Below are 14846 nucleotides of genomic sequence, written 5' to 3' on the forward strand. Positions count from 1 at the left end.
GTGCATGGCAACCGCCGATGCAGAGGTGACGGCGCCGCCAGCCGGGTTTGCGATAGTCGGCTACGCGGCCCGCTTCCCGGGCGCCGGCGATGCAGCCGAGTTCTGGGACCTGTTGCGCGAGGGGCGTGACGCCGTCTCGGAGGTGCCACCGGAGCGGTGGGACGCCGACGAGTTCTACGACCCGGACCCCGATGCGCCCGGGAAGGTGGTGACCCGGCGCGCGGGCTTCATCGACGATGTCACCGGCTTCGACGCTCCCTTCTTCGGGCTGTCGGCACGCGAGGTCAGGTTGATGGACCCGCAACACCGACTGCTGCTGGAGACGGCGTGGCGTGCGGTGGAGCATTCGGGTACCGCGCCGACGTCCCTGGCGAACACCAACACCGGGGTTTTCATCGGCCTCTCCACCCACGATTACCTGGGCATGGCCTCCGACGAACTGGACTATCCCGAGATCGAGGCCTACATGGCGATCGGGACGGCGGCGGCCGCGGCGGCGGGCCGCATCAGTTACCGGCTGGGTTTGCAGGGACCGGCGGTCACGGTGGATACGGCGTGCAGCTCGTCGCTGGTGGCGATCCATCAGGCATGCCAGGCGCTGCGGCTGGGTGAGTGCGATCTCGCGCTGGCCGGTGGTGCCAACGTGCTGCTGAGCCCGGCGACCATGATCACCTTCTCGCATGCGCACATGCTGGCGCCGGACGGCCGGTGCAAGACCTTCGATGCCGCCGCGGACGGCTACGTGCGCGGTGAGGGATGCGGTGTCATCGTCGTCAAGCGGCTTGCCGACGCGATCCGCGACGGCGACCGGATCCGCGCCGTCATCCGCGGCAGCGCGGTCAACCAGGACGGTGCCTCCGGCGGTCTGACCGTGCCCAACGGTGTTGCGCAGCAACGGGTCATCGCTGAGGCGCTGCAGCGGGCCGGCGTCGCGCCGGCCGACGTCGGGTATCTGGAGGCGCACGGGACCGGGACGTCGCTGGGCGACCCGATCGAAGTCCAGGCCGCCGGGGCCGTGCTCGGGGCCGGACGCGAGGGCGCGGCACCCCTGCTGATCGGGTCGGCCAAGACCAATATCGGGCATCTGGAGGCCGCCGCCGGGATCGCCGGCATCATGAAGGTCGTCCTGTCGCTGGAACACGAGCTGTTGCCGCCCCACCTGAACTTCCGGGACCCGTCGCCCCACATTCCCTGGGACCGGCTGGCGGTGCGGGTCGTCAAGGAGGCCACCCCCTGGGAACGCAACGGCCGCCGGCGTCTGGCCGGTGTCAGTTCGTTCGGTTTCTCCGGCACCAACGCGCACGTCATCCTCGAGGAAGCACCCGCGGGCCCGGTTCAGGCCGAGGCCGCACCCGATTCGGCGCCGCAAGGGTTCAGCGTGCTGCCGCTGTCGGCGCGAACCCCCACAGCGTTGATCCAGCTCGCCGAGCAGTATCGCGGCTGGCTGAGCGAGCACCCCGAGGCCGCACTGGCCGACGTGAGCTTCTCGGCCGGCGTGCAGCGAGCCCATTTCGAGTACCGCGCCGCGCTGGTGGCCAATTCGACGGAATCGGCCCGGGAGTTGCTCGCTGCGCTTGCCGACGACCGCCCGGCGCCGGGACTGGTGCGCGGTGAGTGCGCCGACCCGCCGAAGACCGCGTGGCTGTTCCCCGGGCAGGGCAGCCAGTTCCCCGGCATGGCCCGCGAATTGTTCGACAGCGAGCCGATTTTCGCCGACACGCTGACGCGGTGCGCGACCGTGGTGGCCGATGTGCTCGAAAGGCCGTTGCTGGACGTCATTTTCGAGACGGACAGCCCGGACGGCCAGGACATGTTGCGCCAGACCGCATACGCCCAGCCTGCGTTGTTCGCCGTGGAGATGGGCCTGGCCAGGCTCTGGCAGTCCTGGGGTTTTGAACCCGACGTGGTGCTGGGGCACAGCGTCGGTCAGTACTCGGCGGCCTGTGTGGCCGGCATGGTCAGCCTCGAGGACGGGGCGTTGTTGCTGGCCGAGCGGGGCCGCTTGTTCGGAGCGCTGCCGTCCGGCGGGCGGATGGCGGCGGTGTTCGCCGACAGCGAGCGGGTGGAAAGCCTCACCGAAGAGTTCCCACGTCTGTCGGTGGCCGCCTACAACGGCGCCAACACCGTGCTGTCCGGGCCGGGTGAGGAGCTGGGCCGGGCGGTGGCCCGGCTGCAGGCCGACGGCGTGCGCTGCGAATGGCTGGACACCAGCCACGCGTTCCACTCGGCACTGTTGGATCCGGCCCTCGACGAATTCGAGGCTTATGCCAACCGGTTCGAATTCCGTTCGCCGCAACGGATTCTGGTCTGCAACCGGACGGGGGCGGCGCTGGGCCGGCAGGTGAAACTGGACGGCCTGTACTGGCGCCGGCATGCCCGCCAGCCGGTGGAGTTCGCCAAGAGTGTCGCCACCCTGGCCGACCTCGGCTGCAAGCTGCTGCTGGAAGTCGGTCCGCAACCGGTGTTGACCGCGGCAGCGTTGCGGGCCTGGCCGGACCCGTCGACCGCGCCGCGCGCGATCGCGTCGATGCGCCGCAACGGCGACGAGCGCCGTCAGCTCACCGAAGCCGTCGCCGACGCCTACGTCGCCGGGCACCTGCCCCGATTCGGCGCGCTGCAGCAGGGACCGCGGCGCAAGCTGGATTTGCCCACGTACCCGTTCCAGCACCGCCAGTACTGGTTCCGGGACAACCGAGCTCAGCCGACCGTCAAGACCGACCGGTCGGCGGGCCTGCGCACCGAAGCCGTCCGGCTTCTCGAGGACGGCCGGATTGACGAACTCGCCGCGTTACTGGACGGGGTGGGTGGCAACCAGCAGACCGTGGATGTGCTGACAAGGCTTGCGGCGCAACACAATCAGCAGCGTGAGACTCAGTCCATCGCCGGGGACCGGTACGAGATCCGTTGGGAGAAGCGGGTTGTGCCGGCGGCCGGCGCGGATGCGTCCTGGCTGCTCATCGCCGACGACGCGGAGGCGGTGCGGCCGCTGGTGGACGTGCTGGCCGCGCGCGGGCATCAGCACCGCGTTCTGGGGTTACCGGGGTCCGACGCCGACGAAGAACGACTCGAAGAGCTGCTGCGCGAGGCGGCCGCCGACGGGGCTGCGCTGCGCATCCTGGTGCTCTCGGCCATCGAAACGGACACCGCGCCCTCGATGCGGTCGTTGCTGCGGATGCAGCACCGGGTACTGGGCGGAGCGCGGCGTCTCTTCCGCGCCGCGGCGGCCGCCGAAGTCCGCCACCCGATCTGGCTGGTGACCTCCGGCGCGCAACGGGTTACCGACACCGACGCGGTGTCGCCGGTGCAGACCAGCCTGTGGGGTTTCGGCCGGGCCGCATCGCTGGAACACCCGCAGGTGTGGGGCGGGCTGGCGGATCTGTCCTCGGGCAGCGCGGACGAATGGTCGCGGCTGGTCGACGCCGCCGCGGGCGGGACCGAAGACCAGGTGGCGCTGCGCGATCAAGCGGTATACGTCCCGCGCCTGGCGCGGCGTGCCGGCGCACCGCCCGCAACACCGCTGGCGCTTCGCGCCGATGCGACCTACGTGGTGACGGGTGGGCTGGGCGCAGTCGGCCTGGAAATCGCCGGCTATCTGGCCGCACACGGCGCCCGGCACCTGGTCCTGACCGGCCGGCGGGCGCCGAAGGACGACACCCGGCAGCGCATCGACGCGCTACAACAGCAGACCGGTTGCGAATTCCGGATCGCGGCGGCCGACGTCGCCAACCCGCACGACGTCGATCGTCTGATCGCCATGGTGCACGCCGAGATGCCGCCGCTGGCCGGTATCGTGCACGCCGCGGGCGAGATCGGGACCACCCCACTGCGTAGCCTGGACGACGCCGAGGTTGATCGTGTGTTCGCCGGAAAAGTCTGGGGCGCATGGAATTTAAGTGAAGCTACCGCGGACATGCGGCTGGACTTCTTCCTCAGCACCTCCTCGATCGCCTCGGTGTGGGGCAGCTTCGGCCAGACGGCCTACAGTGCGGCCAACGCGTTCCTCGACGGCTTGGCCTGGCGGAACCACGCGCAGAACTATCTCAGCGCCAACTTCGGTCCCTGGTCGGCAGGCATGGCCGACGAGGAGGCCCGCGCCCAGCTGAAGAAGCGCGGCGTGGTCACCCTGGCGCCGGGCGACGCACTGGCCGGCATGGCCGAGCTCATCGTCACGCACTCGGCCCAGGGAGTGGTCGCCCGTATCGACTGGGCGCGCTTCCTGCCGATCTACCAGCAGACCGGCAAGCGGCCATTCCTGGCCGAGCTCGCGCGGGAGTTGCCCGAGACCGAGCCGGAGGTGACGGCCTCCGGGACCACGCGGCTGGTCGAGCAGCTCACGGTGGCCCCGGTGCAACAGCGCAAGAAGCTGGTCGTGGACTACCTGCGCGACGTCGTCGCGGAGGTCACGCGGGTCGATGCCGCGGAGATTCGGGACGAGGCCGGGTTCTTCGACCTCGGCATGGATTCCCTGATGGCCGTCGAATTGCGGCGCCGGGTCGAGCACGGCGTGGGCAAATCGCTGCCGGCGACGCTGGCGATGGACTACCCACGTCTGGTCGACGTGGCGGATTATCTGCTTACCGACGTGCTGCGGCTGAATGCTCCGGCGACGGCGAAAACCGTTACACCCGTGGCGACTTCGGCGACCGCCAGCGCCGTGGACGAGCCGATCGCGATCGTCGCGGTGGCCTGCCGCTTCCCGGGCGCCAACGATCCGGAGGCGTACTGGGAGCTGCTGGCCAACGGGGTCGATGCGATCCGCGAGATTCCGGATGACCGCTTCGACGTCGACGAGTACTACGACCCGGATCCAGAGACGCCGGGCAAGATCTACAGCCGCTGCGGGGGCTACCTCGAGGGGATCGACGGATTCGATCCCGAATTCTTCGGCATCTCGCCGCGCGAAGCCGTGTGGATGGACCCGCAGCAGCGGTTGATGCTCGAAATCGCCTGGGAGGGCCTGGAACGTGCCGGCTATTCGCCGGCGTCGTTGCGCGGCAGCCGAAGCGGCATCTTCGTCGGGGTGGCGGCCAACGAGTATTCACACCTGTTGACGGCCGAGTCCGTCGACAGCATCGAAGCCCACTTCATCACCGGCAACGCGCTCAACGCCATCGCCGGCCGGGTTGCCTTCGCGCTCGGGCTGGAGGGGCCGGCCGTGGCGGTGGATACCGCCTGCAGCTCGTCGCTGGTGGCTGTGCACGAGGCCTGCGGGGCGCTGCGCTCCGGGGACTGCGATCTGGTGCTGGCCGGCGGGGTCAACGTGTTGCTGAGCCCGGCGTCCCTCATCGCGGCCTCCCGCGCCCGGATGCTGTCCCCGGACGGCCGGTGCAAGACGTTCGACGCCGCCGCCGACGGCTACGTGCGCAGTGAAGGCTGCGGCATCCTGGTGCTCAAGCGGCTCAGCGACGCGGTGCGTGACGGCGATCGGGTCCAGGCGGTGATCCGGGGCAGCGCGGTCAACCAGGACGGCGCGTCCAGTGGCCTGACGGTGCCCAACGGTGGTGCGCAGCAACGGCTTATCGCCGCGACTCTGGCGCGGGCCCAGGTGGCCGGCACCGACGTCGATTACCTCGAGGCGCACGGCACCGGCACGTCGCTCGGTGACCCGATCGAAGTGCAGGCCGCCGCGGCGGCCTACGGCGCGGGGCGCGACCCGAACCACCCGCTGCTGATGGGTTCGGTGAAAACCAACATCGGCCACCTGGAGTCGGCCGCCGGGGTCGCGGGTCTGATCAAGATCGTGCTGTCCCTGCAGCACGAAGTGCTGCCTCGCAACCTGCATTTCGAGAACCCCTCGCCGCATATCCCGTGGAGTTCGCTCCCGGTCCGCGTCGTCGATCAGCCGACCCCGTGGCACGGCAACGGCCGGCCGCGCCGCGCCGGTGTCAGCTCCTTCGGGTTCACGGGCACCAACGCGCACGTCCTCATCGAGGAGGCCCCGCCGGCGCCGGCGGACGCGTCCGCCGAGGTCGCGGACGGCCCGGTGCATGTGCTGCCGTTGTCCGCGCGCTCCGAGCAGGCTCTGGTCTCAATGGCGCAGCGATACGCCTCCTGGCTGGACGCTCACCCGGACGTCGACATCAGCGACGTCTGCTACACCGCCGGTGTCGGCCGTTCGCATTTCGAACACCGGGGTGCGCTGGTGCTGGATTCCGGTACAGCGCCGGTACCGGGGACGCGCGACCTGTTGGAAGACCTTGCCGCAAATAGGCTGCGCCCCGGCGTATTGCGTGGCGTGTGCGGCGACCCGCCGACCACCGCGTGGTTGTTCACCGGCCAGGGCAGCCAGTACCCGGGCATGGCCCGCGAGCTTTTCGACACCGAGCCGTTGTTCGCCGAAACTGTGCAACGCTGCGCGGACGCGATCGACGGCATGCTGCCGCGCCCCTTGCTGGAGGTGTTGTTCGCCAGCGATCGCGAAATTGCGGAAACGTTGCGGCACACCTCCTTTGCCCAGCCGGCCCTGTTCGCGATCGAGATGGGCCTGGCTCGGCTGTGGCAGTCCTGGGGCATCGAGCCCGACGTGGTCCTCGGGCACAGCGTGGGCCAGTATGCGGCGGCGTGTGTGGCCGGAGTGTTCAGCCTCGAGGACGGGGCGCGGCTGATGGCCGAACGGGGCCGGCTGTTCGGCAGCCTGCCCGAGGGCGGGCGGATGGTGGCGATCTTCGCCGACGCGCGCCACGTGGAGGAGGTCGCCAGCGGGTCCGCGCAGGTGTCGGTCGCCGCGTACAACGGCCCCAACACCGTGTTGTCAGGTCCCGGTGCGGATCTCGAACAGCTCGTCGCCACGTTCAACGAAGAAGGCATTCGGTGCACCTGGCTGGACACCAGCCACGCCTTCCATTCGGCGTTGCTGGACCCGGTGCTCGACGAGTTCGAGGCGTACGCGGCGGGGCTGGAGTTCACTGTGCCGACGCTGCCGCTGGTCTGCAACCGCACCGGCACGGTCCTCACCGCGGAAACCCCGCTCAACGGCCAGTATTGGCGCCGCCACTCGCGTCAGCCCGTACAGTTCGCCGACAGCGTGCGCACGGTGGCGGCACTGGGATGCACGGTGCTGATGGAGATCGGCCCGCAACCGGTTCTCACCGCGGCCGCGGTGCAGGTCTGGCCGGAACATGCGGCGCCGCCGCGCGCCATCGTCTCGCTGCGCAAGGGCGCCGATGCCCGCCGGCAGATCTCCGAAGCCCTGGCGTCTGCGTACGTCGCCGGGCATCGGCCGGACTTCGCCGCCCGTTACCGGCGGCCGGGGCACCGGCTCGAGTTGCCCACCTATCCCTTCCAGCGCCGCCACTTCTGGCCCAAGAGTTCCGGCGTCACCCCTGGCGACGGCGCGGTGGTGTCGGGAATTCTGGGCAGTGCAAAGGATCTCGCGTCCGGCGACGCCGTCTACACCAGTCGGCTCTCGGTCAAGACGCAACCCTGGCTGTCCGATCACGTCATCTACGGCACGGTGGTGGTGCCCGGCGCGACCTACGCGGCGATGGCCCTGGCCGCCGTCGGCACTCCGGCGCACGTGCGGGACGTCTTCTTCTATGAGCCGATCATCCTGCCCGACAAGAGCTCTCGTGAGGTTCAGCTGACCCTGCACCCGCTCGAGGACGGCGGCGGCTGGACGTTCCGGGTACACAGTCGCCCCTATGGCGTCCGCGAGTCGGAGTGGGCGCTGAACGCCGACGGCACCGTCCTGAGCGGTGTCGAGGACGAGCCGGCAACCGAGGCGGCGGATTCCATCGAGGCGGCGACCGAGCGGTTGAGCCGCACCCAGACCCAGCAATTGTTCGACACCTTCGCCGACATGGAGTTGGCTTGGGGCCCAACGTGGTCCACATCTCTCAAGGCGCTGTGGGTCGGCGACGGCGAGGCCATCGGCGATGTCGCCATCGGCGAGGAACTGGCCGAGCAACTCGGCAGCGAGCCGATTCACCCGGTGCTGCTGGACCTGTGCACCGGGGTCGCCTTCCCCGCGTTCCCGGCGCTGCTGGCCGCCGAGCACGGCGTCGCGGACCTGTTCCTGCCGCTGCGGTACGGCCGGGTGATGCTGAGCGAGCGGATGCCACGGCGGTTCTACTGCCGCGCACGCTGGCAGGCAGGCGGTCTGGACAGCGAGACGCAGGTCTTCGACCTCGATTTCGTGGACCGGGATGGGCGCCTGCTGGGCGGCATTCGCGAATTCACCGTGAAGCGTGCACCGCGCGAGGCGTTGCTGCGCGGGCTCGGCGGCGACGCCACCCGTCTGCTCTACACCCTCGGCTGGAACGAGGTGCCGCCGCCGGCGTCGGATGCCGAGGGCGGAGCGGCCGAGAATGCCGACACCTGGTTGATCGCCGGATTCGACGAGCTTGCGGCCGTCATACCGGACAGCGTGCGCGCCGACGGCACTGTCGACGCGGAGCACTGGCTGCAGCTGTTCGCGCAGGCCCAGGAGCGTGGTGCGCCGGTCTCCGGCATCGTCTGGCGCAGTGGCCGGCGACCGCGTGCCGAGGAGTCCAGTGCGGAGTTCGCCGGACGGCTGGAAGGTGAACTCGACCGGCTGCTGACTCTGGTGCGCACGGCGCTGGGCCAGCAGGACCTGAAACTGCCTGGCGGACTGTGGGTCGTCACCGAGCGGGCGGTGGCAACCGAACCCGGCGAGCCGGTCGACCCGGTGCAGGCGGCGTTGTGGGGGCTGGGGCGCACCGTCATCGCCGAGCAGCCGCAGTTGCGCTGCCGGCTGGTTGACCACGACGGGTCCGAGGACGCCGTACGGTGGCTCGCCAGACTGCTGGCCGCACCCGCCAGCGAACCCGAACTCGCTCTGCGGCAAGGGAAATTCCTGGTATCGCGGTTGCTGCCGTGGGCGCGCGGCGGGCATCTCTCGGTGCCACGCGGGACCGACTACGTCCTGGCGCCGACCGAACGCGGTGCCATCGACAACCTCCGCCTGGCCGAGGTGGAGGTCACCACTCCGGCTGCCGGCCAGGTGCAGGTCCGGGTGGAGGCGGCCGGTCTGAACTTCCGGGACGTGCTCAACGTGCTGGGTCTCTATCCCGGCGATCCGGGGCCGATCGGCGGCGACTTCTCCGGCATCGTCACCGAATTGGGTGAGGGCGTCACCGGAGTCGAGGTCGGCCAGCGCGTCTTCGGCTTCATGCAGGGCGCGTTCGCCAGCCGGGTCAACGTGCCGGCGCAGCTGGTGGCCCCGGTGCCCAAGGGCCTGGGTGCGATCGCCGCGGCGAGCATACCGGCGGCGGCGCTGACAGCCCGCCTGGCCTTCGACTGGGCCAAGCTGCGCCCCGGGGACCGGGTGCTGGTGCACGCCGCCAGCGGCGGCGTCGGCCTGGCCGCGGTGCAGATGGCGCGCCAGTGCGGTGCGACGGTGTTCGCCACCGCCAGCACCTATAAGCGCGCGATGCTGCGCGAGCTTGGTGTCGAGCACGTGTACGACTCGCGGACAACGGAATTCGCGGACCAGATTCTGGCCGACACGGACGGCGCCGGCGTTGACGTCGTGCTCAACAGCCTGACCAATGAGGGGTTCCTCGAGGCGACCGTGCGGGCAACGGCCCAGAACGGCCGGTTCGCCGAGATCGCCAAGCGCGACATCTGGACACCCGAGCAGATGGCGGCGGTGCGACCTGACATCGACTACGAGATCGTGGCGCTGGACGGGACCATCATGGCGGACCCGGAGCACATCCACCGGCTGCTGTGCGAGGTGTCCGACGGGCTGGGCAGCGGGGAGTGGGAACCGCTGCACGCCGAGATCTATCCGCTGACCGAAGCCAAGACGGCGTTCCGTCGCATGCAGCAGGCGCGGCACATCGGCAAGATCGTGCTGCAGATGCCCAGTCCGCTTGCCCCACGCGGTGATCGGACCTACCTGGTCACCGGCGGTCTGGGTGCGCTGGGTCTGCACACCGCCTCCTATCTCGCTCAGCTGGGAGCCGGCGACATCGTGCTGACCAGCCGGCATCTGCCCGACACGGAGGCGCAGCAGGCGATCGACGCCATCACCGAGCGCTACCGGTGCCGGATCCACATCTTCGGTGCCGACGTCGGTGACGAGTCACAGGTCGCGGAACTGCTGGAGCGGATCCGCGCCGAATTGCCGCCGCTGGCCGGCGTGGCACATCTGGCGGGTCTGCTCGATGACGCCCTGCTGCCTCAGCAGAGTCATGAGCGAATCCGGACTACGTTGGCGCCCAAGGCTTTTGCCGCGTGGCACCTGCACCGGTTGACCATGAACGACGACCTGGACTTCTTCATCATGTACTCGTCGATCTCCAGCGTTCTCGGTTCTCCGGGGCAGGCCAACTATGCGGCGTCCAACGCGCTGCTGGACGGCCTTGCCGCCGACCGCAATGCGCAGGGCCTGACCGCGACCAGCGTCAACTGGGGGCCGTGGGCGAAGGGCGGCATGGCCGCATCGCACGCCGCGCGCGTCAATCTCGGCGCGCAGGGCCTGATTCCGCTGGACCCCACGGCCGCGCTGAGTGCCCTCGGCGAGCTCTTCGCCGAGGGGACCGGGCAGGCGACCGTGATCAAGGCCAACTGGCAGCGCACGGCAAAGGTGCTCGGCGGGTCCCGTCCGCCGATACTCGACTACGTGCTGCCCAGTGCAGTCGCGGCCACCCAGGGCGACAGCGAGCTGCTGCGCCAGTTGCAGGAGATACCGGAATCGCAGCGGGCCGACTTCCTGACCGAGTACCTGCAGCAGGAGGTGCAGAGCTTCCTTCGGCTGGCCCAGCCACCCGCGGCCACCAGCCGGTTCCTGGACCTGGGCACCGACTCGCTGATGGCGGTCGAGCTCCGCAACCGGTTGCTCGGGCAGTTCGGCGGCAAGCTGACGATCAGCGCTACCGCGGTCTTCGACTACCCGACGATCAGGTCGCTCGCCGAGTACCTGGCCGAGCAGCTACCGGAGATCATGGCCGGGTCAGACCCGGCGCCGGCCCCCGCACAGGTGGAAGCCGCCGATGCCCCGGAGCCGGCCTCCGAGCAGGCGGAAGCCGCCGATGCCCCGGAGCCGGCCTCCGAGCAGGCGGAGGCTGCCGAGCCCGCCGACGGTTAGTTGCTGATGTCGAAACCCGCCACGACCTTGGTGGGACGCACCCGCACCACCAGTTCGCCGGGAACCGCGTTGCGGCGGCCGTATTCCTCCGCCCGCTCGGCGCCCATGTACCGGGCGCCGGTGCGGGTGGCGACGGCCAGCAACTCCTGTGGGTCATCGCTCACCGTCGCCACGCCCTGAACCTGCACGAACGAGTAGGGCGGGTGCGGATCGTCGACGCAGATGACGGTCCGCGGATCCCGGTGCAGGGCGCGGCCTTTGGGTGTCTCACGATGGGTGGTGAACACCAGCTCGTCGCCGTCGACGACGAACCAGACCGGCGCCACCAGGGGCCGGCCGTCCGAGGCGACGAATCCGAGCATGCCGGTGCGGGTGCCCGCCGACAGGAACTCGACGACCCGCGCGGACAGTTCGGTCATCGCGTCAGATCTTGGCCAGGTCGTAGTCGCCGATGTGGTCGATGAGCACCCGCAGCTGGTCCGCGGTGGACCCCAGCGTGTGGTCGATCGCGGTGAGCCGGGCCGTGTAGTGGCCTACCGGGTATTCGGCGGTCATGCCGATGCCGCCGTGCAGCTGGATTGCTTCCTGCCCGATGTGCCGGCCCGAGCGGCCGATCTGCAGCTTGGCCCGCGCGGCGATCACCGGGTCGTAGTTACCGTCGGCGATCGACATCGCGGCGTACAGGTTCATGCTGCGCGCCAGCTCCAGCGACACGTACATGTCGGCGGCCCGTTGGGTGAGCGTCTGGAACTTGTTCAGGGTGACCCCGAACTGCTTGCGCGTCTTGAGGTAATCGGTGGTCAGGCGAAGCGCCTCCTCCATGGCGCCCAGCGCCTCGGCGCACAGCGCTGACTGGATCCGGATGACGGCGTTGGCGACGGCCGCAGACGCGTCGGACCCGTCACCCAGCGGCTCGGCGGCCGCCTCGTCCAGGTCGATTTGGGCGCCGCGCTGACCGTCGAAGGTGCGGTATGGCGCACGCGTAACCGCCTCGGCGTCCACCAGGAACAGCCCGGTGCCGCCGTCCGGCAGCGCCGCGGTGACCACCAGCGTCTCGGCGCAGTCGCCGGCCAGCACCGGGTTCTTGCGTCCGCTGATCGTCCACGAATCACCCTGTTGCACAGCGCGAGTGGCCGGTTGGCCCGATCCGGTGCGCTGGCCCGGTTCGAGGTGGGCGAAGGCCAGCAGCCGCCGGCCCGCGGCGACCTCGTCCAGCAGTTCCTTCTGCGCGTCGTTGCCGAGTTCGGCGATCAGCGAACCGGGCGCCAGCGCGCCGTGCACGATCGGTTCGGGTGCCAGCCGGCGTCCCACCTCGACGAGCACCGCCATGATCTCCAGTTGCCCGGCCTCCTCGGGATCGAATCCGAGGCCCAGGATGCCGATCTCCGCCAGCTGGTTCCACACCTCGCGGCTCCAGCCCAGATCGGTGTCGATCGCCTTGTTGCGACTCTCGGCGTCGTAGCTGCGCGACAGCAGTTCCCGGGTGGTGTCGCGCAGCAGGGTCTGCTCTTCGCTCAACTGAAAGTCCATGACAGCCTCACAATCCGAGAATGGTCGAGGAGATGATGTTGCGCTGAACTTCGTTGCTACCGCCGTAGATCGACGTCTTGCGGTAGTTCAGGTACGTCGGGGCACTGGACTGTGCCCACTCCGGGGACGCGATGCCGTCGACGCCCACCGGCAGCGCGTCCGGTCCGGCCACCTCGACCAGCAACTCGGTGGCGATCTGCTGCAGTTGGCTGCCGCGCAGCTTCAGCACCGACGACGCCGGGTTGGGTTTGCCGCCCGAGGAACTCGACACCACCCGGGCCTGGGTGAGTTCCAGAGCCAGTACCTCGTTCTCGGCCTCGGCCAGTCGTGCCGCGAACAGCGGATCCTCGAGCAGCCCGTTCTCGGCGGCACGCCGCTTCACTTCGGCCAGGCGCACCTTGGTGCGGCCCACCTGGGCGATACCCGTGCGTTCGTTGCCGAGCAGGAACTTCGCGTAGCTCCAGCCCTGATTCTCTTCTCCACAAGCTGATTGGCCGGGACGCGGGCGTCCGAGAAGAACACCTCGTTGACCTCGACGCTGCCGTCGATCAATTTGATCGGCCGTAGCGTGATGCCCGGGGTGTCCATCGACATCAGCAGGAATGAGATGCCGGCCTGGCGTTTGGGCGCCTGCGGGTCGGTGCGAACCAGGCAGAAGATCCAGTCCGCGTACTGGCCGAGCGTCGTCCAGGTCTTCTGCCCGTTGACGACGTAGCTGTCGCCGTCGCGGACCGCGGTGGTGCGCAACGAGGCCAGATCCGATCCGGCTTCGGGCTCGGAGAAGCCCTGGCACCACCAGATATCCAGGTTGGCCGTCGGCGGCAGGAACCGCTCCTTGACCTCTTGTGACCCGAACTCGGCGATCACCGGGCCCACCATCTTGGTGTTGAAGTTCAACGGCTCCGGGACGCTGGCCAACTGCATCTCGTCGGTCCAGATCTGAAACTGGGTGGGCGTCCAGTCTTTTCCGCCCCATTCGACGGGCCAGCTCGGCACCGCGATCCCGTGCTCATGCAGCCGCTTGTGAGTGGCGACGATCTCGTCGCGGGTCAGGTGTCCACCTTCGCGGACCTTGTCCCGGATATCGGCGGGAATCTCGGTGGTGAAGAAGGTTCGCAGTTCGTCGCGGAACGCGGCTTCGTCGGGCGTGAGCGCCAGCTTCATCGGCAGCCTCCTGTATCCGGGGTCACCGCCGACGCAGGGGCTTACGGCGGTCCTGCACTGCACGTTAGGCGCTGCGCGACGGCATTCGCCAACCGGGTCGTGCAGGCACACCTCAGCGCCGCCGGCGCCGCCGCCACCGGCTCATCCACAGATCGGGCTTGATCCACAGACGGCACGGTCCGCCCGGTGACGCGGGGCCGTTGTGGCGGTGGCCGCGCATACCGTCCTGCCATGCGAACCGAACTACCCGCCGAGCGCCTGCAGCGCCGGCTGGCCGGCGATCCCGACCCGCAATCGGAGGACTCCGAACGCGATTGCGCCGAAGACGACCCGAACTCGTTGCTGCCGCGGTGGCTTCCCGACACGGCCACCCGGCGTAGCTGGATGACTCGGCTGCGCGCAGATCCCGGCCGTGCCGGCGCCATCGCGCTGGCGGTCGTCGCTGCACTCGCGGTGCTGATCACCGTCTTCACCCTGGCCCGCGACCGCCCGGCCCCGGTGACATCGGCCAAACTCCCACCGGTAGAACGGGTTTCGTCAACCAAGCCCTCGGCCAGCACGGGGCCGGATCGGCCCGTGGTGGTCAGCGTCGTCGGCCTGGTGCACAAGCCGGGGCTGGTCACCCTGGCTCCGGGTGCGCGGATCGCTGACGCGCTGCAGGCCGCCGGAGGACCGGTCGACGGTGCCGACACCATCGGGCTCAATATGGCCCGGCCGCTGGGTGACGGTGAGCAGATCGTGGTCGGGCTGGCGCCGACGCCGGGCAAGCCGCCGGTGCTGGGCAGTTCCGTCGGCCCCGGTAGCCCCGCCGCGCAATCGCCTCCGGGCGGGCCCAGTACGTCTGGCAAGCCGAAGTCGGGTGCCCAGGCGGCGGTGGATCTGAACACCGCGACCGTCGAAGAACTGGACGGGCTTCCCGGGGTGGGTCCCGTCACGGCCGCGGCGATCGTGGCCTGGCGCCAGGCGCACGGCAGGTTCACCACGGTCGATCAGCTTGCCGAGGTCGACGGAATCGGACCGGCGCGGCTGGACAAGCTGCGCGCGCTGGTCCGTGTGTGAGTCCGGCAGGCCAGTGCCCGGCCGCTGCGGCCCCGCCGGC

General features: G+C 69.7%; 4 protein-coding genes and 1 pseudogene. 2 read left to right on the forward strand and 3 right to left on the reverse strand.

From position 1 onward, the window contains the following. Positions 1–4 precede the first annotated feature (4 nt). Entirely contained in the window at positions 5–11053 is an 11049-nt protein-coding gene (locus QXH22_RS16090) for an SDR family NAD(P)-dependent oxidoreductase (RefSeq protein WP_306276286.1), read from the forward strand. Here QXH22_RS16090 and QXH22_RS16095 read toward each other — a convergent pair. The 3 genes and pseudogenes from QXH22_RS16095 to QXH22_RS16105 form a co-directional block, all read right to left on the reverse strand. Further along, complete coding sequence (locus QXH22_RS16095; protein WP_306276287.1) at positions 11050–11472, reverse strand: PPOX class F420-dependent oxidoreductase; 423 nt, start codon at positions 11470–11472, stop codon at positions 11050–11052. The genes QXH22_RS16090 and QXH22_RS16095 overlap by 4 nt on opposite strands. Positions 11473–11476: 4 nt before the next feature. Continuing rightward, a complete protein-coding gene (locus tag QXH22_RS16100) occupies positions 11477–12583 on the reverse strand; it encodes an acyl-CoA dehydrogenase family protein (RefSeq protein ID WP_306248400.1) in 1107 nt (368 codons plus the stop codon). A 7-nt stretch (positions 12584–12590) separates the two neighbouring features. Then, positions 12591–13747: pseudogene (locus tag QXH22_RS16105) on the reverse strand (acyl-CoA dehydrogenase family protein). A gap of 231 nt (positions 13748–13978) precedes the next feature. Here QXH22_RS16105 and QXH22_RS16110 point away from each other — a divergent pair. Further along, the gene (locus QXH22_RS16110; protein WP_306248404.1) at positions 13979–14806 is read left to right on the forward strand and encodes a ComEA family DNA-binding protein; all 828 of its coding nucleotides are present in this window, start codon (positions 13979–13981) and stop codon (positions 14804–14806) included. Positions 14807–14846: the final 40 nt, after the last annotated feature.

Source organism: Mycobacterium sp. TY814 (assembly GCF_030755175.1).
Classification (GTDB): Bacteria; Actinomycetota; Actinomycetes; order Mycobacteriales; family Mycobacteriaceae; genus Mycobacterium.

Excerpts from the sequence above, each read along its gene's own strand:
- QXH22_RS16110 (WP_306248404.1), top strand. The coding sequence starts at position 13,979 with ATGCGAACCGAACTACCCGCCGAGCGCCTGCAGCGCCGGCTGGCCGGC.
- QXH22_RS16095 (WP_306276287.1), bottom strand. The coding sequence starts at position 11,472 with ATGACCGAACTGTCCGCGCGGGTCGTCGAGTTCCTGTCGGCGGGCACC.
- QXH22_RS16100 (WP_306248400.1), bottom strand. The coding sequence starts at position 12,583 with ATGGACTTTCAGTTGAGCGAAGAGCAGACCCTGCTGCGCGACACCACC.
- QXH22_RS16090 (WP_306276286.1), top strand. The coding sequence starts at position 5 with ATGGCAACCGCCGATGCAGAGGTGACGGCGCCGCCAGCCGGGTTTGCG.